We start from the raw sequence: 21,936 nt of genomic DNA on the forward strand, positions 1-21,936 counted from the left end.
GGCAGGAATGGGCGATATCGGGATTGGACTCATCGGTTCGCAATTCATCGCGGACATCCACGCGGAGTCGTTCAAGCACGCACGCGGAGCGCGGTGTGTTGCGGTTGCGTCGCCAACGCCGGGCAATGCGCGCAGGTTTGCTGACAAGCACTGCATTGCGCACGCTTTTACGGACTATCGCGAGCTGTTGAAACGCGACGACATTGACGGCGTGGTGCTCTGTCTGCCGAACTATCTGCACTGCGAGGCCACGGTGCTGGCCGCGGAGGCGGGCAAGCACGTGCTCTGCGAAAAGCCGATGTGCATGAACTTGCGCGAGGCGGACACGATGATGGCCGCGTGCGCGAATGCAGGTGTTACGTTCATGTACGCGGAGGAGTTGTGTTTTGCGCCGAAATACGTGCGCGCGAAGCAACTCGCGGACGAGGGCGCGCTGGGGCGGGTGTATCTCGTGAAACAAAGCGAAAAACATTTCGGACCGCACGCGGACTGGTTCTGGAACGTCGAGCAGAGCGGGGGTGGGGTGTTGTTCGACATGGGGTGCCACGGAATCGAGTTCGCGCGATGGGTACTGGGGCGTCCGAAGGCGACGCGGGTGTACGCGCATTGCGCCACGTATGTGCATGGGGAACGCACGCGCGGCGAGGACACGGCGGTGTTGATCGTGGAGTTTGAGAACAATGCCATGGCGCTCATCGAGGAAAGCTGGGCGCGGCACGGCGGCATGGACGATCGCGCGGAGATCTATGGAAGCGAGGGCGTGACCTACGCCGATCTCATCCACGGTAATTCGCTCGAGACGTACAGCACGCGCGGATACGGTTACGCGGTCGAGAAAGCGGCCACCACGCAGGGATGGACATTCACCGCGTTTGAAGAACTCTGGAACTACGGGTTCCCGCAAGAGATGCAGCACTTCGTCGATTGCATCCGCGACGGTACACCGCCCGCGGTTACCGCCGACGATGGGCGCGCCGTACTCGAAATCATACAAGCGGCCTATGCGTCCGCGGGCGCCGGCAAACGAATCGAATTGCCTTATACCATCGACCCCGCAAAACCAATCGACCTGTGGGGGCACGCATGACATTCGTATTGCGCCCGGCGCTTGCCGTGTATTTCGCGTGCGCGTGCGGCATTGCTCAATCGAACTCGTTCGTCGTTCAGGACCCACCGAAGTTGCCTGAGGAACAGCGGGCCTGCTTTACGCTTCCTCCCGGATTTGAGGTCCAACTCGTCGCATCCGAACCCGACATTCGCAAGCCCATGCAGTTGGCGTTCGACGAGAAGGGTCGGCTCCTGGTATCGACGTCGACCGATTATCCGCTCGGGCCCGCGGAAGGCGCGGCGCCATCGGACAAGTTGATGATGATTGAGATCGACGGCGAGACGGGAAAGGCTGCATCGATTACGACGCTGGTCGACGGCCTGAACATTCCGTCCGGCGTCGAGACGCTTCCAGGCAATCGCATCATACTCGCGCACGCGCCGGACACACTGTTGCTGCACCACACGGACGGAGTGGTCGATTCGCGCGAGGTGCTTTACACGGGCTTTGCGCGCGACGACACGCACGAACTGCCGAATTCCTTTACGTGGGGCGTCGACGGATGGCTCTATGGATTGCAGGGCCACGTGAACAAGTCGGACGTGAAAGACAAGAACGGCACAATCACGCCAGTGCATTTCGGCAATACGTTTCGCATGTGGCCGGACGGATCGAAGATCGAAGTATACGCGCCGGGCATGAGCAACCCGTGGGGCCTCGCGTTCGACGAGCGTTACAACCTGTTCGCGACGGATTGCGAGTCGCGGCCGCTGTGGCAGATTGTCGAGGCGTTCGCGTACCAGGGATTCAATCAGCCGAAGGCGCCCGCGGGATATGCGCCGAACATCACGACGGACAATCACGGCGCGAGCGGTTTTGCCGGGTTAGTGTATTTCGACGCGGAGACGTTTCCACAGGAATATCGCGGCCACTTGTATCTTGGCAACCCGATGCTGGGGCGAGTCCATTCGGATGGATTGAAGGGGGAGGGGTTCACGCGGTTCGCGGATCGCAAGCCGGACTTCATCGCATCGAGCGATCGTTGGTTCCGCCCGGTCGATCTCGAATTGGGGCCGGACGGCGCGCTCTACATCGCGGACTGGTACAACAGCATCATCTCGCACGTCGAGGTTCGACTCGATCATCCCGGACGCGACAAATCGCGTGGGCGCATCTGGCGCGTGGTGTATCGGGGCACGGATGAGGAACGAGCGGACGCGAGGCGGCGCGAGCAGATAGATCGGCCTTTTGCGGGGCCGATGGCGATCGACTGGAGCAGCGCAGATCGCCGCGCATTGATCGATGCGCTTGGCCACTCGCAATCGTGGATTCGGCGCATGGCCGCGAACCAATTGAGTTATCGCTTTGCCGACTCGTTGCGTCGGCCAGCGATGCGCCTCGCGCGAAACGAGCGAGCAAGCGACGTGCAGCGTGCTGAAGCCTTATGGCTGGCGTGGCGCATCGCCGCGGCGCACGCCGCCGATCTGGTAAAACTGACACATGCTTCCAGCGCGCTTGTACGGGCGCAGTCAGTGCGGTTGTTGGCGTTGGCGGATGATTCCCAATTGACCCAATTGACCGAACGCGAGCTGTTGCATGTCGATGAAGCTCTGTTGGCGCTGCTTGACGATGCGGACCCTACGGTACGCACGAACGCAATGCTGTCCATGCGAGCGAGACCGACCGCGCAGTCTGCGACGGCATTATTGAACGCGAAGCTTGCAGCGGTTGAAACCGATCCATTGACGCATCACGCCGTCGCGGTGTCGCTCGGTGCGCATGTTATGACGACTGACGTGCTGCTGGATGCGAACGCGGCAGAACTCGATTCCGCGGCTCGAGAGCGGCTGGCCAAGGCGCTGACGGCTACGCCGACACGGCCGGCCGCGGATGCCCTCGCACGCCTGATCCTCGATCGGCTTGTTCCCCGCGATTTCCTGGCGCCGGCTGCGGAGAATGCGCTCACGTACGGCGATTCAGATGCAGTCATGAGCGGTTTGGGCCCGATGCTTGCAAATCTCGATACCTACGAAAACGACCTGGGCCCGATTGCAGCCGCAATTATCAACACGATTCGCGCGAAGCCCGAGCGGACACCGGCATTGTCGAATCCGTTGGAGCGAATTGTGCTTGCGATGTTGGACTCGTCGCAGCCGGATGCCCGGCGGCTTGCGGCAGAGGCTGGGACACTATTTCGGAGTGCTGCGCTGGCGCCTGCAGCGGATAACGTCATCCGCGATGCAAACCAAGACGCACATGCGCGGCGGAACGCGGCTGTTGCCCTGATGCGGTTAGATTTCGATCGGTACGCGCCGGCGATCGCGGCGCTAGTAGGCGATCCGAGTGATTCGATTCCGGCGCGGCGCGCGATGGCGGAGGAGTTGGCGACGCGATCGAAGACGACGGAGCAGGTGGACGCGCTGATTGCGGCAATCAAGGATGCGCCAGGCGAAGTGAAGTTGGGCGCCGTGCAGCGATTGCTGCAGCAGAAGCCCGGCGTCACGTTGTTGTTCGATGCGATTGAGGCGGAAAAGTTGAGTCCCGCGCACCTTACCGCGCCGTTGTTCGACATCTTTGTTTACTGGGCGCACCGCGATCCCGCGATCACGGCGCGATTCGACGCGCTCGTGGCACGCGCGCCATCCGTCAGCGACGAGAACGAAAAGACCATCGCGTATCTGAAAGAGAAACTTCAATCGCACACGCCCGACGCATCGCGCGGGAAGGCCGTCTTCGAGAAGAACTGCATGGTGTGCCATCGACTCGGCGGACAGGGGGCGATGCGCGGTCCGAACCTCGATGGCGTCGGCAATCGGGGGATCGATCGCGTGCTTCAGGACGTGGTGACGCCAAGCCAGGACGTGGACCCCGCGTTTCGCACGACGGTGATCACGACGAATGACGGCGTCGTGATGAGCGGGCTGCTGGTGCGCGAAACGCCGTCGGAAATGGTGCTGGCCGATGCCGAAGGCAACGAGACGGTATTTCCGCGCGGCGACGTACTGGAGACGCGGAGGGAGTGGATTTCGCCGATGCCGTCGGGATTGGCGCAAGCGATTCCGGAGACGGAGTTCTTGGATGCACTGGGTTACTTGATGCGAGCGTCGAAGTAGCGGCACTGTACGCGCGATGGGCTTCACGGCCAGCATGAACGCGATGGACGTGAAGGCCGAGAGCGGATGAACGCTCGTGAATGTGGCGTGATTTTGATCTCCGTTTATTATAGAATTGCATCGATTTAACCGCCTTCCCCGCGCGCTTGCTTGGGGGGAACTTGCAAGCGACGATTCACTACACCGCATAGGGGAATGCCAATGACCAAGCTCAACGTTGTGTGCCCGACGTGCAGCCACGAAATGCCGGTGCCGTTAGGCGCAATGGGCAAGCGCGGGCGTTGTACGGTGTGCGGCACCGTATTCGAAGTCACACAAGAGAACTCGACGCGCTTCGAAGACGCCGCCGCGCCCGCCCGTACGCCAACCGGCGAAACGACCGTGCCGAGCCGGAACAAACTTGCGGCGCAGACCGCAGCGGCCACGGCGCCAAAACGCGTTGCATCGGCTGTGGGCCGGATCGCGTCGATGGACCATCTGCGCGGCTATGCGATCTTCGGGATGATCCTCGTGGACGCGTTGGGCAACTTCGATATCTTTCCGGGCTTTCTGCACCACCATCGCGACGCGTATTCGTATGCGGACACCATTGCGCCGCTGTTCGTGTTTGTGGTCGGCATGGGGTTCCGTTTGTCGATGGCGCGGCGCGTCGAGAAGGAGGGAATCTGGCCCGCCCGCTGGGGCGCGTTCAAACGCTATCTTACGTTGTTCATTGTCGCGGTTGTGTTCTATGGCCCGGACTACAAGAAGGATTGGTGGGACGCGCTGACGGACATCGCGCTCGCGGGGATGATCACGCTGCCGCTGATCAATCTGGGCACCGTCGTTCGCGCGGTCGCGGCGTGGTTCTACCTCGGACTGTATATGTTCATCTTTCTGGCGACGCCGTACGGGACGTGGCTGTTCCACGAAAGTATGAATGGCGGGCCGCTGGGGATGTTGTGCTCGGGATTCGCGCTATTGATGGGCACCGTAGCATACGACCTTCTCGATAGCGGCGAGCAACAGAAGATTGTGCGCTGGTCGCTGGCCGCGGGGCTGGGTATGGTCGCACTGAGCTATGTCGTCTGGAAGCTACTGCCTGACCCGCTTGAACCCTACACCACCGCGCACGGCGCGTACTGGGCGTTCGCCGCACGGTGGAAAGCCGCGCCGGTCGAACTCCTGTCCGTCGGCCTCGCGTGGATTGCGTTCCTTGCGTTCTACATGGTCTGCGACGTGTACGAGAAAGAAGTGCCGATGCTGCCAATCCTTGGCGAGAACCCGCTGGTCATTTACCTCATCCAATACTCCTTGTTCGAGATGAACAGTGGCTATATCGAGGAGACGAAGACTTCCGCGGACTATCTCTACGGAATTCTGCTGTTCGCAGGGGTCCTCGGGTTCTGCTATGCCGCCGCCTTGCGACTGCACAAACAGGGGTACATCATTAAACTTTAACCGGCGCGAATGTAGGACGACGGCATAGCCTGTACAACCTAAGGGGCGGAATCGGCTTGACTTGGGGGATGCCCGTTTGGTAGGCTCCTACTTCCTTCTGGCGTGAAGACGCCTGAATTATGCCTGAAAGCGGGTAATACCCGGAGGAATTGGACCGTGAAGACGTATGTCCCCAAAGATGGGGAAGTGCAAAAGAAGTGGTACGTGATTGACGCCGAGGGCAAAGTGCTCGGGCGCGTGGCGGTCGAGGCGGCCAAGTTGTTGCGCGGCAAGCACAAGCCGCAATATACGCCGTACCTGGATTGCGGCGACCACGTCATCATCATCAACGCCGACAAGGCGCGGGTGACCGGCAACAAGGGCGACCAGAAGATGTACTACCGCCACTCCGGGTACCCCGGCGGGTTGACGGAGTATTCGTATAACCGGCTGTTGGCAAAGCACCCGACACGGGCGATGTTTTTGGCGGTGAAGGGCATGCTCCCGCACAACCGCCTTGGCCGCAAGCTGGCGACGCACGTGCGCGTGTACGCGGGTACGGAGCATGAGCACGCCGCCCAGAAACCGGAACCGTACACCTTTTAAGGGAGAGGGAATATACCTGTGGCAGCTTCCAACGAAATTGTAGCGGTCGGCCGGCGCAAGACCTCGACGGCGCGCGTGCGCCTGAAGCCCGGCACCGGCGTTATCACGGTGAACGGCAAGAGCATCGACGAATACATGGCGCGCGACATCCTCGTGATGATGGCGCACCAGCCGTTTGACGCGACCGACAACGCGGGCAAATGGGACGTGCGCGCGAATTGCGCGGGCGGCGGCGTCGCGGGCCAGGCGGGGGCGCTTCGCCTCGGCATTGCGCGCGCGCTGGCGAAGATAGACTCGAAGTACATTTCGGTCCTTCGCCGCTACAACCTGCTCACGCGCGACGCGCGAGAGGTGGAGCGCAAAAAGTACGGCCGCCCCGGCGCACGCAAACGCTTCCAGTTCTCCAAGCGCTAGAAATCAATTTTCTTGTTCGTGGCACGTACCGCCTACGCGGTACGTGCCTTTCCTTTTGTGCGATGAACGGGAACCGGGTATCGGAGCCCGAGCGATGCGAGTCCTGAACTGTCAGTCAACGCGCGGTTTTTGTTATTACCGAAACCCGTTTAGCCACCGATGGGCACACTGTTGAAACGGCGCACGACGATTTCATCCGTTGTCGCGCGGGGGCTGAGGGTGGCGAGGTAGAGGCAGGCGTGGGCGATGTCCTCAGGGGTCATCCAGTCGGACTTGTCGCGATCGGGCATGGCCTCTTGGGCGAGGCGGGTGTCGACGCCGCCAGGGCAGATGGTGTGAACGCCGATGTTGTATTGCCGTAGCTCCATAGCAAGGACCTTGCTGAGACCGTTCAGGCCGTGTTTGGAGGCACAATAGGCGCTTTGGTCCACGAGCGGTTTCAGGCCGGCGACGCTGGAGATGTTGATGATGCGGCCACCCCCGCGAGCGATCATCGACGGCAGCACCGCCTTTGTACATAAGAATGCGCCGGTCAGGTTCACGTCGATGGTGCGGCGCCATTCGTCGACCGACAGTTCGGTAAACGGCTTGAAACAGGCGTACCCGGCATTGTTCACGAGGATATCGACGTGGCCGAAGGCCGTCAGCGTCTCATCGGCCATCGACCTTACGTCGCTTTCTTTGGATACATCCGCGATGAGCGCCAGCGCACGGCGGCCGGTGCGCTTGACTGCATCGACCGTCCCGTTTACGTCGTCGGCCGTGCGGGCCGCCGCGGCGATGTCACAGCCCTGTTGTGCCAACGCCAGCGCGATCCCGCGGCCGATGCCGCGACCAGCGCCGGTAATCAGCGCCGACTTACCTTCCAATAGCATTTGATTCCCCTCTTTTCTTCGGTGCGGCGCGCCGGGTCGCGCCATTTACTTGGATTGGGAAGTATAGAAAGTTTTCTGTTGCAGGGCCACGCGAACTTTGAAATACTCGATCCGTGGGGTTCAATCGTTTCCGACCAAGGGAGGAGACCATCTCATGGCGCAGCCGTCCGCACAACCGAGTCTTGATCTGGGTGCCTTGTTTCAAAAGAGTTGGACTGTCTTTCAGCGAAATGCGCTCGTTTTCGTACTGGGGTTGATTGTCGTCTGCGTCATACTCGCGGTGGCTGGTTTCATTGCGAGTTTAATTGGCGGCAGGTTTGCCGGTATTGGCGTCGCTCTTGTCCAAGGTCCGTTGGCTTTGGGGTACTTTGGCGTGGCGTTGTCGGCGGCTCGGGGCGGAACGCCTCAATTTCCCGCCATATTCGAGGGGTTCAATCGATATTTACCCGCGTTTTTGGCGTCGTTGGCCATCTCCGCGCCTAACCTGGTTGGGACTCTGGCAGGTGGCGGGCTCATCGGCGTTGTAATGGCGCTGGTCAGCCTTGTCTTTGCGTTCGTATTCTGTCTCACCTATTTCTACATGGGCGATAAGAAGCTGGATTTTTGGCCGTCAATGCAGTCGAGTCAACGAACTGTAACAAACGCAATTGGCCCTTGGATTGTCCTCTACTTGGTGCTGATTGTTGTGAACGCTGTTGCCGCGCTGCCCTGCGGCTTGGGACTGCTCATTACGGTGCCAATGAGCGCCGTGATCCTGGCCTTAGCCTACGACCAAGTCGAAGGCCGCCCAACCTTTAGTGGCGAACGGGAGCCGGAATCGGATTACCAAGCGTAGGTTTGCGGAGCGACCGCAGGAGTTCGGCGGCGGCGACGATTTCGCGGTCCGCGCCGAGACAGTGGTAGAAGTCAAAACAACCCGCACATAGAAACGGGTCCTCGAAGGCGAGCGCGTAATCCGAACGATGGGAGCGCGGCGCAAATAGGCATTCGCCGGGTTCGACGTGCGCGAGGTCTTCGGCAACGAGCATCGCGTTCAGGTCAAGCGCGCGCCACTGCGTGAGACCGAGCGCGGCGCATACGCACAGGAATTTCACGGGCGAGATCCCCGCAAACAGAGAAATGCCTTCGGCCTGATCGGTGCTGACGGTTACACCCGAAAACGGACTAACGGAGAACAGCCCCCGCATGGCCGCGTGTGTGATCCTTAGTGGTGGCGGGTCTACGGCGAGGTTATTCCACCACGATTGAACTTCGTATTCCCACTGTTGCGCCGCTGGTTTCATCGTTGTTCGCGTCCCCTGTGCAGCCATATAGACGAACGAGCACGCCGGTGTTGTGCAGATGGATGGATATCCCGGTGCCCCTCCCTGTACCGCGGTAAACGCAAAACGCATTTGGATTAATCCCGGTGTCCGCAATACCATACGCGGCATGTTTGCCTTTCTCAGGGGAGTAATCGCGCGCAAGCCGTCCGGCGCCATCGAATTGGACGTAAACGGCGTGGGGTACTTGGTCCACGTGCCGGACGGAGTACACCGCCGCCTTGTCGCCGGTTCGGAAGCCACGTTGCTGACCTACTGTCATATTCGCGAGGACGCGTTTCAGATTTTTGGTTTTCTCCGCGAAGAGGAGAAAGCCCTGTTCACGACCCTGCTGTCCGTGAGCGGCGTGGGGCCGAAGGTGGCCCTCACCGTGCTCTCGGGCATGACCGTGCAGGCGTTTGGACGCGCAGTGCTCGACAACGACGTAAACGCGTTCACGCGTATCAGCGGCATCGGCAAGAAAGGCGCGCAACGGATCATCCTCGAGATGAAGACCAAGCTGGGACAAGACGCCGAGCTCGGCGCGATCCTTGGCGAAAAGGAGGAAGCGTCGGCGGATTCCGATGACGTGATCGCCGCGTTGTGTGCGCTGGGCTGTACGCTTGGCGAGGCGAAGAAGGCGGCTGCGGCCGCCCGAAAGAAAGTGGGGGACGACGCGTCCGTGGAAGACCTGGTGAAGGCCGCCCTGCGGTCAATGGCGAAGGTGTAACGCATGGCGAACGACGAAGTTCTCAGCGGGCAGCCGACTGCGGACGACCGCGAGTTTGACGACAAGATACGCCCCCAGCGGCTCGACGATTTTCCCGGGCAGGAACCCATCAAGGAAAAGTTGCGGATCGCGATTCAGGCGGCGAAGAACCGTCGTGAACCGCTCGACCATCTGTTGTTGTCCGGCCCGCCGGGGCTGGGCAAGACGACGCTCGCGCGGATTATCGCGAACGAGATGGGCGTCGAGTTCAAGGCGACATCCGGGCCGGTGGTGGAACGTCAGGCCGACTTGAGCGCGATCCTCACCAGCCTCGAAGAGTTCGATGTGCTGTTCATCGACGAATGCCACCGGCTCAATCACGCCGTCGAAGAAACACTCTATTCCGCGATGGAGGATTTTGAAGTCGACATCATGCTCGGCAAGGGGCCGACGGCGCGTTCGCTGAAGATTGGATTGAAGCCCTTCACGCTGATCGGCGCGACAACGCGGTCGGGCCTGCTCACGCCGCCGTTGCGCGCGCGGTTCGGCGACACGTGCCGGTTCGACTTTTACCATCCCGAGGAGTTGGAAGCGATCGTGCAGCGCTCGGCGCGCATCCTGAACGTCGCGATCGATTTTGACGGCGCGCTCGAGATCGCGTCGCGTTCGCGCGGCACCGCGCGCATCGCGAACCGTCTGCTGCGCCGTGTGCGCGATTATGCGCAGGTGAAAGGCGACGGCACGATCACGAAGCCAATCGCCGACGCAGCGTTGAGACTTTTGCGCATCGACGGACTTGGCTTGGACGACATGGACAAGCAGATTGTGCACACCGTTATCGAAAAATTCGGTGGCGGGCCGGTCGGGTTGTCATCGCTCGCGGTCGCTGTAGGCGAAGAATCGCAGACACTCGAGGAAGTTCACGAACCGTATCTCATCCAAATTGGCTTTATGAAGCGCACGCCCCAGGGCCGCGTCGCCACTCCGCTGGCGTACAGACACTTCGGACTTGCCGCCCCGCAGGAACCGCAAGGGCGGCTATTCGAGTAAAACTTGCCTGACTGCCGAGACGCGGCAAAGTTTTCCGCTGTAATCCCCGCTCTCGGGCTTCACTTCGTTTGTGCTTATTCCTAAAGGCTTTACGCAAATTCCTGCCGCCGTGATGGTGCGCATACCGGGGAATAGGTATATATAGAGTCAACGCGAAATCAGGAACAACGTTAACTGAATACGTGTTTGATCAGTGGAAGAGTGCACCTCGTAAACGAATTGCGATTTTGGGGTGTCTTAATAAACGAAGGATCGGTTAGAAGGAAATGCTCGGTACCAGCGAAATGAAACTCTCGGCGAAGACACAGGATCAACTCAAGAAATTCGACGGACGGATCGTCGATCTATTCGGGGACTCTGACGGCAACGGAAGAGTTGGAACGATGAACACCAAGCAGTGTAACAGACGGCATGAACGGTACGCGGTGCCGGTGGCGGCGTGGATTGAATTCTACGGCGACACCAACACGCGCGGCACCATCTCGCGCGACGTGAGCGCGGAGGGCGCTCGGTTCTCGAGCATCCGCCCGACGCTCGTGGGCGAGCCGGTGATTGTGCGCATGCAACTCGGGCGCGCGCAAACGCCGATGGAGTGCAAGGGCCGCGTTGTGTGGTCGAAGTACATGCCGAACCGTTTGCACGAGTATGGCGTGCGGTTTGTGGACTTGTCCGAGGAGGAACAGAGCGGATTGCTCGGGTTTCTTACGGGACACGTCCGGTCCGCCGCGTACGAGGCCGTATAGCGAATAACGCTCAGCCACACTCTCTCCAGGCACAGGCCACACCCCTCGGACAATGTGCCAATCGACACAAGCGGGGGCGCCCACAACGATGGGCGTCCCCGCTAAGATTTTTCTATTGCGCTGCGCCTACCAAGCCGGATCGATGATCCCGTGATCGCGGCCGAACCAATACGTAACGAACAAATCTGTCGAGTTCCCTTCAATTTCCGATTCGACCGCCTTCGTTGTTCCGTCGTCCTGAGGAATGTCGAACGTTCGCGTGTCGCGGTCAAATCCCCACATGTTCTTGATCGCGGCAATGCATTTTTCCCCGACGACCTGTTCTCCGGTGAGCACCTGATAGAGCATGTGGTACCAGATTTCGTTGTGACGCCGGAGCTCGCTGTTTTTCCAATCCCACCAGTGCCGATTCATTGCGGTGCGGTAGCGGTTCAGCAGGAGCGGGTCGGTCTCGTAGCGCAATAATTGCCAGTACGACTTTGCGGCGAGATGATCGTCCCACGGCACCGTCCATTCTTTCGGGAACAGCACCTTGGCGAACATGGCCTGCTCGTCGTAATGGTATCGCTCGATGAGCATTTGGTAGGCGGAGAGGTACCGCGGCTTGCCGGTCATGTGGTACGCGGTGCGCAGGCCCGCGAGCATCTCGAGCGCATTGAGCGGCTCGTGCGGCAGATCGGGACAGAAATTCCCCCACAGCGTCATCTTTCCGTCGTAATCGACGAGTTTGAAGTTGTGGTCCACGCAACGGCCGACGAAGCGGTCGATGAACGCGGCGGCGCGCGCCTTGTGCTCGTCGTCGGCGCAGAGGTCGAAGTAGGTGCTGAGGCCGTAACAGAGATCAACGAATTTGTCGCTGCTCAGGTCGCCTTGCCAGCGATAACCGGGCATCGATTTCGACCAATGCCATTCGGTTGAGAAGAAGTAGACCTTCTCGTGCCAGAGCGGTTTGTCTGTTTTGTTGAAACTGCGCGCGACCACGCCGGGTATTCCGGTGACGCGTTCGAGTTGCTCGATGCCGGCGAAGACCTTGTTTGCGTACTCCCGGGCCTTCGGGTCTTTGGTGGCGTGGTACATATGGGAGTAGCCCGCGAGGTATTCGGCGGTCACGCCGCACCCGTCTTCCTGACTGGCGACGAGGGGTCTTTCCGTGCCGGCGGGGGGGAAGATCACCTGCTGCATGAAGATGCCCTCGTTCCAATGGTTGTCGCGCATGAGCTGATCGAACATCGCGACGCGCACGTGAAGCGGATCGTCTTTTTTGGGGAAGGTGTCGTTCTTCTGCGCGGAGGCGGCGGGCGCGAGCAACACGAGCAGCGGCACTACGAGCGAGATGGAATTTTGGACTTTGGATTTTCGATTTTGATTTGAATCCATGTTGACTATTCGATGCATTATTCGGCGTCCTTTACGCAACGGAAGCCCGTGTAGTAGTTGCCGGTGGTGTTGGTTGGCAGGTAGAACCGGTGCGAACTGCGGAACGAGAAGGGATCGCAGAAATGCGAGCCGCCACGGCAGACCTTGAACTGTTCGCCGTAGGATTCGCAGGGGACTTCGTTGCCCGAGTAGGGTTTGTACCAACTGTCGGTCCACTCGCGTACACCTCCGGCCATGTCGAAGCAGCCGTACGGACTCGCCGCGTTCATGATGGTCCCGCCGCGCGGAATGGTTTCGTCCCACGCCACAAATGTCGTATCCCAGGTGTTGCCCCAGGGATACAGGCGCGCGTCCGTGCCACGGGCGGCCTTTTCCCATTCCACTTCGGTGGGCAAGCGCTTGTCGGCCCACTTGGCGTACGCGGCCGCCTGCTCCCACGTGACGATGCAGGCGTGGTTGTCCCACCCTTCCTTATACGTGTATGAGGAATCGAACTTTTTGAAGTTGGAGTTGCTGACTTCGTACCTGTCGATGAAGAACGCCTTCGTCGTCGCGAGGTGCTCCGGCGACTCGTCGGTGTCGCCGACGTTGCTGCCCATGATGAATGGGCCCGCCGGAACGTAGACCATTCCCTCCGGCGGCGCAGGCGAGTTTGGCGCGGCGCCGAGGATTAAAGCGGCAGAAATGAGCACGATTAGGTTCCATCGCATGATTGGCCCTCCCGTGGAATCCCCGGAAGGAATGCTACCGGCATCGGCGTCTTGATGCAAAGGAGCGAACGCAGGGGACTGGCGGCAATCAGCGGATTAGACGACGTCGTGCAGATGATCCGGGCGAGTCCTGCGTGTATGCTCTTTTCCAGTCGGGGGAACGATGGTATGAATGAATACGGTCGCACATTCTGGTGGTTGACGGCGCAGGTGGCATGTATTGGCATGTGGATCGCGCCGCTCGGTGTGGAGGCGGAAGAACCGATTTCCGTTGCAGCAGGGCAGCGAATTCTGTTATTCGACGACGCGTTCCTGGAGTCGCGCGAAAACATCACCCGCACGGTCAATCAACCGGTGAAGCATCCTTCGAATCCGGTACTGCGGCGCGAAAATTCGTGGGAAGGGTATCGCGTGCAGGTGTATGGGACCGTGATTCACGATCCCGAGGCGGACCTGTTCAAGGCGTGGTACATGAACATACCCGCGACGGCGGCGGAAAAGATCACCGTGCAGGGCCAGCGCCGGCCAGGGCATGCAACGCTGCTCTCGTATGCGACGTCGAAAGACGGCATCGTCTGGGAGAAGCCGGTCCTTAACCTCGTGGATTTTGAGGGATCGACAGCGAACAACATGATCGCTCCCGATCTCTACAATCCCGAAGGGTTTTCGGTCCTATACGAGCCAAACGAATCCGATCCGCAACGACGCTACAAAGCGTTCTACTGGGACCACGGGCGCGGGCCGTTGATGATGTACGAGGGCCAGGAAATCTACGGCGAAGGGCCGGATGACGGAATGCACGTTGCCTTCTCGCCGGACGGCATTCATTGGACTCCGTATGCGAAGAACCCGGTGATGAAGCATGGCAGCGATACCGGGCAAGTGGTGTTGTGGGACCCGGCGATCAGGCGCTACGTCGCGTATGGGCGTTTTGGCGCGGGAGGCCGCAAGGTCGCGCGATCGGATTCTCCGGACTTCATCCACTGGAGCGAACCGAAACTGGTTCTGGAGCCGGACGAGAAAGATGGCCCCAATACGCAGTTCTACGGCGTATCGGTGGACCTGTATCACGGCATCTACATTGGTATGTTGTGGATGTTTTATATCGAGGAAGCGAGCGTGGGCCGGCTCGACTTTCAATTGTGTCACTCTTACGACGGCATCGCGTGGCACCGCGATCCGGAGCGTCGCGTATTCATGCCGGGGGGTCCCGAAGGCGCATGGGACTGGGGAGATATGCGCGCGGCGTGCCGTTCGGTAATCCTGGATGACCGAGTGCTCGTTTATTACGCCGGATCCGCCGCCATACACGGTCTCGGAAGCAAGCTGCGCATTGGTATGGACATCGGCCTCGCGACGCTGCGCCGCGACGGTTGGGTTTCGCTGGATGCCGGCGAGACGCCGGGGACACTGCTCACAAAACCCTTCGCATATCCCGGTGGCTCACTGCATGTGAATGCCGACACGCGTAATGGTTCGCTTCGCATTGAGATGCTGCAGCAAGACGGACAGCAATTCAGGCCGCCAATCGTTTCAACGCTGTCAGCGCGCGACGCGATCAAAGAGGCCGTGCCACTTGCCTTACCGCCGGCGGCGGCGCCGGGAACCCACGTACTATTAATGCTGACGCTGACGAACGGAAAGCTCTACTCGCTGTGGTTCGAGTAGTCTTATCGCACGGTAACTGCGCGCGGCCTTGAAATCGGAAGTGGTATACCGATGCGCGCGCCGTGCGACATACGGACGGAGTAGGTCAAGACTGTTTCGCCACTGGCGGGCACGGCGAGCGTAAAGACTGCGGTGCGCGCGTCTTTTTTGTCGAACTCATGCGATTTGTTCAGGATTGCCCAGTCGCCGTCCATGGGTTCGACCACATCCACGACGATTTCTTCGTCCTTGTGGTTGCGAACCTTGATTTCGTAGGACGACTCGAAGACCTGGTCGGCGATGATGCGGAAATCGGTTTGGACGCGCTCGCCGACGATGTCGAACGCGTTGCCGAGCCGGAGCTTTACTTCCTCGTCTTTGGGCGTATGCTTGATCCGATCCTCGCCTGCGAATTGCAGCGCGCCGCTCTCGTCTTCCTGGTAGACGCGCATTACGCCCGCGGGCAGTGGAATTCCGAGCTTGTTCGCCTCTTCATTTTGGAAGACGAGAAATACGCCCACCTTCTCGCCGGTTACCGGTGCGATCCGTTGGCTATAGTACGACGCATTGCCGCGGTACTCGTACTTTTTGGCGACGGTCACGCCTTCGGCGGAGAGCAGGCTCACCTGTTTGGTCTGGTTCTCTTTGATGGTCGTGCGACGGGGCAACGCATAGAGATGGTATTCGCCAAACGCTTCCTCGCGGGCGGTCCGATCGTCAAAGAAGTCCATAACAATTCCAGCTTCATTGGTATCGACCGCTCTTCTCCTGGGTTGGTCTGTAATAATGTTCACTTCTCCCGCGACGAGTTTTAGTTTGGCATTTTCGTACGCGGCGCCGGACTGATTGCTCAGCGTCACCCATCCTTCGATTCCCAATGACTTCTCGCCCTTCACCAACGTCAGCACGTAGTCCGCGCTCCACGAGATGCCGCCGGTGAGGTAGCTGACTTCGATTCGCTGATTGGGCGCGTCATTTTCCAATTGCCAAATCAGCGTGGGGCGCGCGGTGAGGTTGGCTGGAATTTCCGGCAGGACGACGTTTCCGGGATACCCGATGTGGATTTTGTTGTTGACGCGATAGATCGGGCCTTCGTTGGTGCTGAGCAATTCGGCCTCGACCGTGTCCGAGGTAACGGTGCTGTCGAAGTTTTGCAGCGTGACCGGTTTTCCGACGTATTTTTCCATCAGCTTGTCTGGGCTAATGAGATCGTATTCGTAATTCTGTTCGAGGATATGGACCGAGCCGGGCGCCGACGTCGATCGAATGCTTACGGTCTGTGGCCGGATTTGCGCCGCCACGCCGTCGAAGCGAAACGACAACTCGCCCGTCTCGATTGTTGGAAAATGACGCTCGTCACGCACAAGTGCAAGACCATTGTTGTAAACCGTTACGGCCACGTTCGGCGGGAGGACCATCACGGAGCCCGCCTGAACGTTTTGCAGTTCTGCTGACGCGACGAAAGCCGCAATTATGGCGCTCCATCCACACCGTGTAATCCAGTCTTTCACGCAATAATCTCCGGCCCGTGTGTCCTCGATGCGATGTCCAAAAGCCGGAACCTAGAATCTGACCTGCACGCGGTACGTCAACTTCACCTCGCCGTCCTTCGGCACGGGCACGCTGAACACGGCCGTGCGCGCATCTTTCTTGACGAACTCATGGGACTTTTCGAGGATGCGCCAGTCGCCGGGCATGGGCTCGACGACGTCGATGGAAATGTCCGTTTCCTTGTGATTACGCAGGGCGATTTCGTATGCCGACTCGTGGACGTTCGATCCGATGACCTGATAGTCCTTTTGCACGCGTTCGCCGATCACGTCGAACGCTTCGCCAAGCCGCAACTTTACGTTCTCATCCTTCGGTGTGTGTTTGATTCGGTCTTCGCCGGCGAACTGCAGCATGCCTTCGGAGTCTTCCTGATACACGCGCATGACGCCCGCGGGCAGGGGTATGCCGAGGCCGTTCTTCTCCTCGTTGCGGAATTCGAGGAACACGCCGACGTGCTCTTCACCGGTGGGCGGTACCTGCTGGCTGTAGAAATACTCCTGGCCCCGATACTCGTATTTCTTGCCGCACTTCACGTTTTCGCCGTTAAGAAGTGCAAGTTGTTTCGACTGGTTCTGCTTGATGGTAGTGCGGCGCGGCATCGTGTACAGGTGGTACTCGGCGAACGCCTCTTCCTGCGGCATCGGCGGCGCGGCGGCTGGCATCGCCTTGGCCGCGTACATCATTTCCAACCGAGGCATGTCCGGTGGCGCTATGTTCACTTCCCCCGCGACGAGCTTGAGCTGCGCATTGGTAAAGGTCGCTCCAGACTGATTGTTCATCGTTACCCAGCCCGCGACGCCCAGCGACGTTTCCTCCTTCGCGAGCGTGATCACGTAATCCGCTGACCACGACACGCCGTTGGTGAGATACGTGACTTCGAGCGTCTGGTCGCCCGCGGTGTTGTTCAACGTCCAGATGAGCGACGGCTTTGCGATGAGGTTTTCCGGAATCTCAGGCAGCACGACGTTCCCGGGATGTCCGAGGAAGATTTCGTTGCCGACCTTGTAGACAGGACCTTCGTTCATGCTGAGCAGTTCTGCCTCGACCGTGCCACTCGTAATCTCGCTATTGAAGTTTTGCAGTTTCACCTTCTTGCCGACGTACTTCTCCATCAGCTTGTTCGGGCTGATGAGGTCGTATTCGTAGTTTTGTTCGAGAATCGCCACGCTACCCGGATCGGACGTGGACTTTAGTCCGACCGTTTCCGGGCGGATTTGTTGCGCCACGTCTTCGAACTGCAATTGCGACTCGCCGGTCGGCAGTTTCACCGCGCGCGTGTCGCGCACCAGGGCCAGACCGTTGTTGTAGGCGGTCACCGCGACGTCTTTCTGGTCGGCGAGTGTGGTTGAAGAAGTGGGGGCCTGCGCCCAAACCGCGGACGCCGCCGCCAATGCCAAAGCCATGCCACGACAAATCATTGCTGTTACTCCCGTTATGACGAGACCGTTCGATTCGATGCCGGAACCCGCTGTGTTAGACACCGCCCGGATGCCCAAGTTCGATACCCCGCACCGCCGGTTGGTTCCCTGTTACTGTACCACCAAAACCTTCGGGCGTGGCATCGCGCACAAATACAACGCGGCACCCCGGAGCATATCCAAGGCGCCGCGCGTGGAAATCCAATCGCTGACTAATGCGTCGCTTCGCCGGCCGCGCGTTTCTTTTCGTATTCCGCGATGAGGGGCTGGGCGATATGCTCGGGCACTTCGTCGTAGTGATCGAACTTGAGCGTGTAGCTGCCGCGGCCGCCGGTCATGCTGCGCAGGGTGGTCGAATACGTGAGCACCTCGGCTTCGGGCACCATCGCGCGGATGCGCTGGCGTCCCGGCCCGGCGCCGTCCATGCCGAGAATGCGGCCGCGCCGGCTGTTGAGATCGCCGTTGACGTCGCCCATGAAGTCGTCGGGGATGGTGATGGCGATCTCCATGATTGGTTCGAGCAAGCAAGGCCGCGCCTCGCGCACGCCTTTTTGGATCGCCATCGAGGCGGCGATCTTGAATGCCATTTCCGACGAATCCACGTCGTGATATGACCCGTAGAACAAATCGACGACGATATCGACCACCGGATACCCGGCGATGACGCCGCGTTCGAGCGCTTCGATGCACCCTTTGTCCACCGCTGGAATGAAATTCTTCGGGACCACACCACCGACGATGCTATCGACAAACTTGTAGCCTTCCCCACGGCCGTTCGGCGAAATGCGCAGGTGCACGTCACCGTACTGCCCGTGGCCCCCAGACTGTTTCTTGTGCTTGCCCTGGACTTCCGACTTGCCTTTGACCGTTTCCTTGAACGCCACCTTTGGCGGTTTGGTGGCCGCTTCAATGTGGAATTTCCGCTTCATGCGATCGAGTAGGATATCGAGCTGCAGGTCACCCATGCCGCGCACGATGTGTTCGTGCGTGGCGGGATCGCGGTAATGGCTGAATGTGGGGTCTTCCTCCGCCAGCCGGTTCAACGCCTCGCCGATTTTGTCTTCGTCCGCGCGGGACTTCGGCATAATCGCCAGTTTCACCATGGATTCGGGCAATTCGATCTTCGGCAGGCGCACGTCCGTGCCCGGCGCGGCGATGGTGTCGCCGAAGTGCGTATGCTTTAGTTTGGTCATCGCGGCGAGGTCGCCCGGGCCGACGGAATCTACCTGCTTTTGTTCTTTACCGTTCATCAAATAGAGCTTGCCCGTGCGCTCCTTCGATTGCGTGGTGCAATTATAGAACTCCGAGTCCGACCGCAGCGTGCCGGTGAAGACGCGGAACAGGGTCAATTGGCCCACGTACGGGTCCACCACGGACCGAAATACCTGCCCGACGAACGGCGCGTCCGGGCTGACTTTCAATTCAATGTTATCGGCTTTGCCGTTGGATACAACGACAGACCGCTCGAACGGCGTCGGGAACGCGTGCGTGATCACCTCGAGCAACTCACGAACGCCCACGTCTTTGTCCACGCTGCCGGCAATGATCGGCACGATCTTACCCGATTTAATCCCGTTGTGCAGTCCCTCGTCGAACTCGTCGTGCGAAAGTTCGCCGGTTTCAAGAAACTTTTCCAACAACGCATCGTCGCTTTCCGCGACGGCGTCGGTCATTTCGGATTTGAGTTGGGCGACTTCATCGGCGACGGTGCTTGTGTCGCCGGTCAAAATATTCACGGCGCCCTTGAGTTGTTCGGCCTTTCCGACAGGTATGACGAGCGGAACGCACTGGTTTCCATAGGTCTTACGGAGCTGCTCGACGATCTGATCGAAATCGGAATGTTCGCGATCGAGCTTGTTGACGAAAATCGCGCGCGGCGTTTCGTATTTGTCCGCAAACGCCATGGCGTTGTCCGTGCCCACTTGCACGCCAGTCGTTGCATCGACCATCACGATAATGTTGTCGAGCACAGGAGCGGACGCGGCGACCTCGCCGAGGAAGTCGGCGTAGCCGGGATGGTCGACCATGTGGATGCGGATGCCTTCCCAGTCGACATGGGCCAGTTTCATGCTGATCGTTTGTTTGCGCTGGATTTCTTCTTCGAGATAGTCGCAGACGGTGTTGCCGTCCTGGACGCGGCCTAAGCGGTTGGTTTTTCCGGCGGCGTGAAGGACGTGCTCGATAAGCGATGTCTTTCCCGTCCCGCCGTGACCTAGAATGCCAACGTTGCGTACCTTTGCCCCATCGAGCGCCATGACGATGCCCTCCCGCACAAGTGTTGCATTGCGCAAAATGGCCGCGGCGCCAGCCCGAGCACCCAAACTCCGCGGCCGGACTTCAGAGTATACAACTCGAATGCGGGGCTAACAAGTTGCTAACGCATGCCGCGGAGAGAATAGGGCGGGCGGCCGGCGTGACGCGCGCCGGCCGCCCGGTTATCCCGTCGAAACGTCAGTGGTGAGGGCCGCCGCCCATCGCCTGTACGTGCAGCGTGAGGCCGGCCCCGTTTATCGGGAACGGCGCGCCACGTTCGCCCGCGTATTTGATGAACGCGACGTGACCGTCCATGTACAGCACGTTGCAGCCGCCGGGGACGTGATTGAACATTGTCGCGCCGGGCGCGAGCATATCCCACATCGTCGCGACCGTGGACTGCGCCTGGGACGAACCCGCGGGGTTGTTGATATCGGTGATGAAGAACCGCTCGATACCTTCGCGCAAACGCCGCACCAAGGTTGTGCCGTTGAAGGTGTGGTGGTCCAACTCCCAGTCCTGGTCTGCCGCGGCGGGGTCCATCTCGATCGCCTCGGACAAGACCGGCGCTTCGTGTTCGAGCGCCTCGAAATCGTCGTCGGCGACGAACATCGAATCCGCAAGCGCGTACCCCAGATAGAAGTACGGGTGGTCGGTCACCTCGCATGGCTCGACGCGTCCGTTGTTCGCGAACGGGCTCGTGTGCCAATGCACGGAAGGCGTTTCGCCTTCGTCCCACGCCTCCAACGCGGTCGAGGGCCCCGCGGCGCTCGGGCAAATCAGGACGTCGAAATCGGTCAAGTATTCGGGGTATACCTGCGTCGCGTCGAAAATGGCGTTGAACGGCGTTACGTCGCCTTCGCAATTGAAGACCTGCATCGCGGGGAACTTTTCGCCCCTGCTCTCGCCCGAGTACAGCTTGTACACGATACCCATTTGCTTCAGGTTGTTTTGGCAGCTTGCTCGGCGGGCGGCCTCGCGCGCACGGGCCAGCGCGGGAAGCAGGATTGCAGCCAAGATTGCGATGATCGCAATGACAACCAAGAGTTCGATTAGCGTAAAACCACGTTCCTTCATGGTATTAACTTCCTCATTTCGTTATGTGCATCGAAACGGATACGTTCGTTTCGCCGCACGGAATTGACCCTGCAAATTGATGGGACGATGGAACCGGACGCAGCGCGGCACTACACTCCGGCGCGTCACTCGGTCTGATGGTTCGAGGTTACGTTGCGAAAGTAAGGGAGGGAGGATCGCGCGGGCGCGATTCCGCGCACACACGGTCCAAACTTGGATCGGTTGCCGCACGCGGACTGGACGCTACGAATGACAATGGATTCGCGGGCGCGTCAACCGCGGTTTCGGTCTTGAGTAGTCCTTTGGCCAGCGCGCAAAAAGCGCACTTGGGGTGGGCCGCGCCCTTGGCGTGTATGCTGGTGACGTCGCCGGGCCGCGACGGCGATTGCGTTTCAGCGCAACAGGCGTGCGATACAAAACGGCAAGCGGCGTCGGCGTCCTGTACCGCGGCCAGAGTCGCGCAGAGTCCCGGCACCAATTCGCGCGCGCTGGCCAACAGCGAGTACGCCGCGAGCGCCAACGCGAGCACGCGGTACGATCTTGTCTTGCGAGAAGTCAAGGACAGCATAGCTGGAGCGGACTCGTGCACCTGTGTTGGAGGCAGCGGTCGGGTTCGACCGGCAGA

19 protein-coding genes are annotated in these 21,936 nt (G+C 59.9%); 10 read left to right on the top strand and 9 right to left on the bottom strand.

Going from position 1 to position 21,936, the window contains the following annotated elements:
- Positions 1–7 precede the first annotated feature (7 nt).
- The 5 genes from HUU46_18240 to rpsI all read left to right on the top strand — a co-directional run bounded on the left by HUU46_18240 (position 8) and on the right by rpsI (position 6,600).
- Complete coding sequence (locus HUU46_18240; protein NUM55589.1) at positions 8–1,087, top strand: Gfo/Idh/MocA family oxidoreductase; 1,080 nt, start codon at positions 8–10, stop codon at positions 1,085–1,087.
- Entirely contained in the window at positions 1,084–4,161 is a 3,078-nt protein-coding gene (locus HUU46_18245; protein ID NUM55590.1) for a c-type cytochrome, read from the top strand. The genes HUU46_18240 and HUU46_18245 overlap by 4 nt, the downstream gene beginning before the upstream one ends.
- 201 nt (positions 4,162–4,362) lie before the next feature.
- Entirely contained in the window at positions 4,363–5,601 is a 1,239-nt protein-coding gene (locus HUU46_18250; protein ID NUM55591.1) for a DUF1624 domain-containing protein, read from the top strand.
- Positions 5,602–5,757: 156 nt separating this feature from the next.
- On the top strand, positions 5,758–6,186 hold the full coding sequence (gene rplM / locus HUU46_18255) for a 50S ribosomal protein L13 (protein NUM55592.1): 429 nt from the start codon (positions 5,758–5,760) through the stop codon (positions 6,184–6,186).
- An 18-nt stretch (positions 6,187–6,204) separates the two neighbouring features.
- Positions 6,205–6,600, top strand: coding sequence for a 30S ribosomal protein S9 (gene rpsI / locus HUU46_18260; protein ID NUM55593.1), 396 nt, complete (start codon positions 6,205–6,207; stop codon positions 6,598–6,600).
- Positions 6,601–6,749: 149 nt separating this feature from the next.
- On the opposite strand, the gene HUU46_18265 is transcribed toward rpsI, so the two are convergent.
- Positions 6,750–7,475 (bottom strand): SDR family oxidoreductase, encoded by a 726-nt coding sequence (locus HUU46_18265; protein NUM55594.1) that lies wholly within the window; start codon positions 7,473–7,475, stop codon positions 6,750–6,752.
- A gap of 154 nt (positions 7,476–7,629) precedes the next feature.
- Here HUU46_18265 and HUU46_18270 point away from each other — a divergent pair, with 154 nt between their 5' ends.
- On the top strand, positions 7,630–8,310 hold the full coding sequence (locus tag HUU46_18270; protein NUM55595.1) for a hypothetical protein: 681 nt from the start codon (positions 7,630–7,632) through the stop codon (positions 8,308–8,310).
- On the opposite strand, the gene HUU46_18275 is transcribed toward HUU46_18270, so the two are convergent.
- Positions 8,270–8,758 (bottom strand): hypothetical protein, encoded by a 489-nt coding sequence (locus HUU46_18275; protein NUM55596.1) that lies wholly within the window; start codon positions 8,756–8,758, stop codon positions 8,270–8,272. The genes HUU46_18270 and HUU46_18275 overlap by 41 nt on opposite strands.
- 148 nt (positions 8,759–8,906) lie before the next feature.
- Between HUU46_18275 and ruvA the strand changes: the two genes are divergently transcribed.
- The 3 genes from ruvA to HUU46_18290 all read left to right on the top strand — a co-directional run bounded on the left by ruvA (position 8,907) and on the right by HUU46_18290 (position 11,278).
- Positions 8,907–9,506: a Holliday junction branch migration protein RuvA gene (gene ruvA, locus HUU46_18280; GenBank protein ID NUM55597.1), complete on the top strand. Its 600-nt coding sequence runs from the start codon at positions 8,907–8,909 to the stop codon at positions 9,504–9,506.
- 3 nt (positions 9,507–9,509) lie between these two features.
- Entirely contained in the window at positions 9,510–10,535 is a 1,026-nt protein-coding gene (gene ruvB / locus HUU46_18285) for a Holliday junction branch migration DNA helicase RuvB (protein NUM55598.1), read from the top strand.
- A gap of 266 nt (positions 10,536–10,801) precedes the next feature.
- Positions 10,802–11,278, top strand: coding sequence for a PilZ domain-containing protein (locus HUU46_18290; protein NUM55599.1), 477 nt, complete (start codon positions 10,802–10,804; stop codon positions 11,276–11,278).
- 126 nt (positions 11,279–11,404) lie between these two features.
- Here the strand turns inward: HUU46_18290 and HUU46_18295 are convergent, their stop codons facing one another.
- Together HUU46_18295 and HUU46_18300 are read right to left on the bottom strand one after the other, a co-directional pair.
- The gene (locus HUU46_18295; protein NUM55600.1) at positions 11,405–12,655 is read right to left on the bottom strand and encodes a hypothetical protein; all 1,251 of its coding nucleotides are present in this window, start codon (positions 12,653–12,655) and stop codon (positions 11,405–11,407) included.
- Between the two features lie 17 nt (positions 12,656–12,672).
- Positions 12,673–13,365, bottom strand: a complete 693-nt coding sequence (locus HUU46_18300) for an SUMF1/EgtB/PvdO family nonheme iron enzyme (GenBank protein NUM55601.1) — start codon at positions 13,363–13,365, stop codon at positions 12,673–12,675.
- A gap of 168 nt (positions 13,366–13,533) precedes the next feature.
- Here HUU46_18300 and HUU46_18305 point away from each other — a divergent pair, with 168 nt between their 5' ends.
- Positions 13,534–15,033 (top strand): hypothetical protein, encoded by a 1,500-nt coding sequence (locus tag HUU46_18305; GenBank protein NUM55602.1) that lies wholly within the window; start codon positions 13,534–13,536, stop codon positions 15,031–15,033.
- Positions 15,034–15,035: 2 nt separating this feature from the next.
- On the opposite strand, the gene HUU46_18310 is transcribed toward HUU46_18305, so the two are convergent.
- From HUU46_18310 to HUU46_18330, 5 genes are all read right to left on the bottom strand, one after another.
- Positions 15,036–16,523, bottom strand: coding sequence for a DUF4139 domain-containing protein (locus tag HUU46_18310; protein NUM55603.1), 1,488 nt, complete (start codon positions 16,521–16,523; stop codon positions 15,036–15,038).
- 51 nt (positions 16,524–16,574) lie between these two features.
- Positions 16,575–17,981 (bottom strand): DUF4139 domain-containing protein, encoded by a 1,407-nt coding sequence (locus HUU46_18315; GenBank protein ID NUM55604.1) that lies wholly within the window; start codon positions 17,979–17,981, stop codon positions 16,575–16,577.
- 212 nt (positions 17,982–18,193) lie between these two features.
- Positions 18,194–20,236, bottom strand: a complete 2,043-nt coding sequence (fusA, locus tag HUU46_18320) for an elongation factor G (GenBank protein ID NUM55605.1) — start codon at positions 20,234–20,236, stop codon at positions 18,194–18,196.
- Between the two features lie 196 nt (positions 20,237–20,432).
- Entirely contained in the window at positions 20,433–21,311 is an 879-nt protein-coding gene (locus HUU46_18325; protein NUM55606.1) for a DUF1559 domain-containing protein, read from the bottom strand.
- A 148-nt stretch (positions 21,312–21,459) separates the two neighbouring features.
- Complete coding sequence (locus tag HUU46_18330) at positions 21,460–21,879, bottom strand: hypothetical protein (protein NUM55607.1); 420 nt, start codon at positions 21,877–21,879, stop codon at positions 21,460–21,462.
- Between the last annotated feature and the right edge of the window lie 57 nt (positions 21,880–21,936).

It is taken from the genome of Candidatus Hydrogenedentota bacterium (assembly GCA_013359265.1).
Lineage (GTDB): Bacteria > Hydrogenedentota > Hydrogenedentia > Hydrogenedentales > SLHB01 > JABWCD01.

Coding starts and splice junctions, on each gene's coding strand:
- HUU46_18240 (NUM55589.1), top strand. CDS start 8: ATGGGCGATATCGGGATTGGACTCATCGGTTCGCAATTCATCGCGGAC.
- HUU46_18245 (NUM55590.1), top strand. CDS start 1,084: ATGACATTCGTATTGCGCCCGGCGCTTGCCGTGTATTTCGCGTGCGCG.
- HUU46_18250 (NUM55591.1), top strand. CDS start 4,363: ATGACCAAGCTCAACGTTGTGTGCCCGACGTGCAGCCACGAAATGCCG.
- HUU46_18265 (NUM55594.1), bottom strand. CDS start 7,475: ATGCTATTGGAAGGTAAGTCGGCGCTGATTACCGGCGCTGGTCGCGGC.
- HUU46_18270 (NUM55595.1), top strand. CDS start 7,630: ATGGCGCAGCCGTCCGCACAACCGAGTCTTGATCTGGGTGCCTTGTTT.
- HUU46_18275 (NUM55596.1), bottom strand. CDS start 8,758: ATGAAACCAGCGGCGCAACAGTGGGAATACGAAGTTCAATCGTGGTGG.
- ruvA (NUM55597.1), top strand. CDS start 8,907: ATGTTTGCCTTTCTCAGGGGAGTAATCGCGCGCAAGCCGTCCGGCGCC.
- ruvB (NUM55598.1), top strand. CDS start 9,510: ATGGCGAACGACGAAGTTCTCAGCGGGCAGCCGACTGCGGACGACCGC.
- HUU46_18290 (NUM55599.1), top strand. CDS start 10,802: ATGCTCGGTACCAGCGAAATGAAACTCTCGGCGAAGACACAGGATCAA.
- HUU46_18295 (NUM55600.1), bottom strand. CDS start 12,655: ATGGATTCAAATCAAAATCGAAAATCCAAAGTCCAAAATTCCATCTCG.
- HUU46_18300 (NUM55601.1), bottom strand. CDS start 13,365: ATGCGATGGAACCTAATCGTGCTCATTTCTGCCGCTTTAATCCTCGGC.
- HUU46_18305 (NUM55602.1), top strand. CDS start 13,534: ATGAATGAATACGGTCGCACATTCTGGTGGTTGACGGCGCAGGTGGCA.
- HUU46_18315 (NUM55604.1), bottom strand. CDS start 17,981: ATGATTTGTCGTGGCATGGCTTTGGCATTGGCGGCGGCGTCCGCGGTT.
- fusA (NUM55605.1), bottom strand. CDS start 20,236: ATGGCGCTCGATGGGGCAAAGGTACGCAACGTTGGCATTCTAGGTCAC.
- HUU46_18325 (NUM55606.1), bottom strand. CDS start 21,311: ATGAAGGAACGTGGTTTTACGCTAATCGAACTCTTGGTTGTCATTGCG.
- HUU46_18330 (NUM55607.1), bottom strand. CDS start 21,879: ATGCTGTCCTTGACTTCTCGCAAGACAAGATCGTACCGCGTGCTCGCG.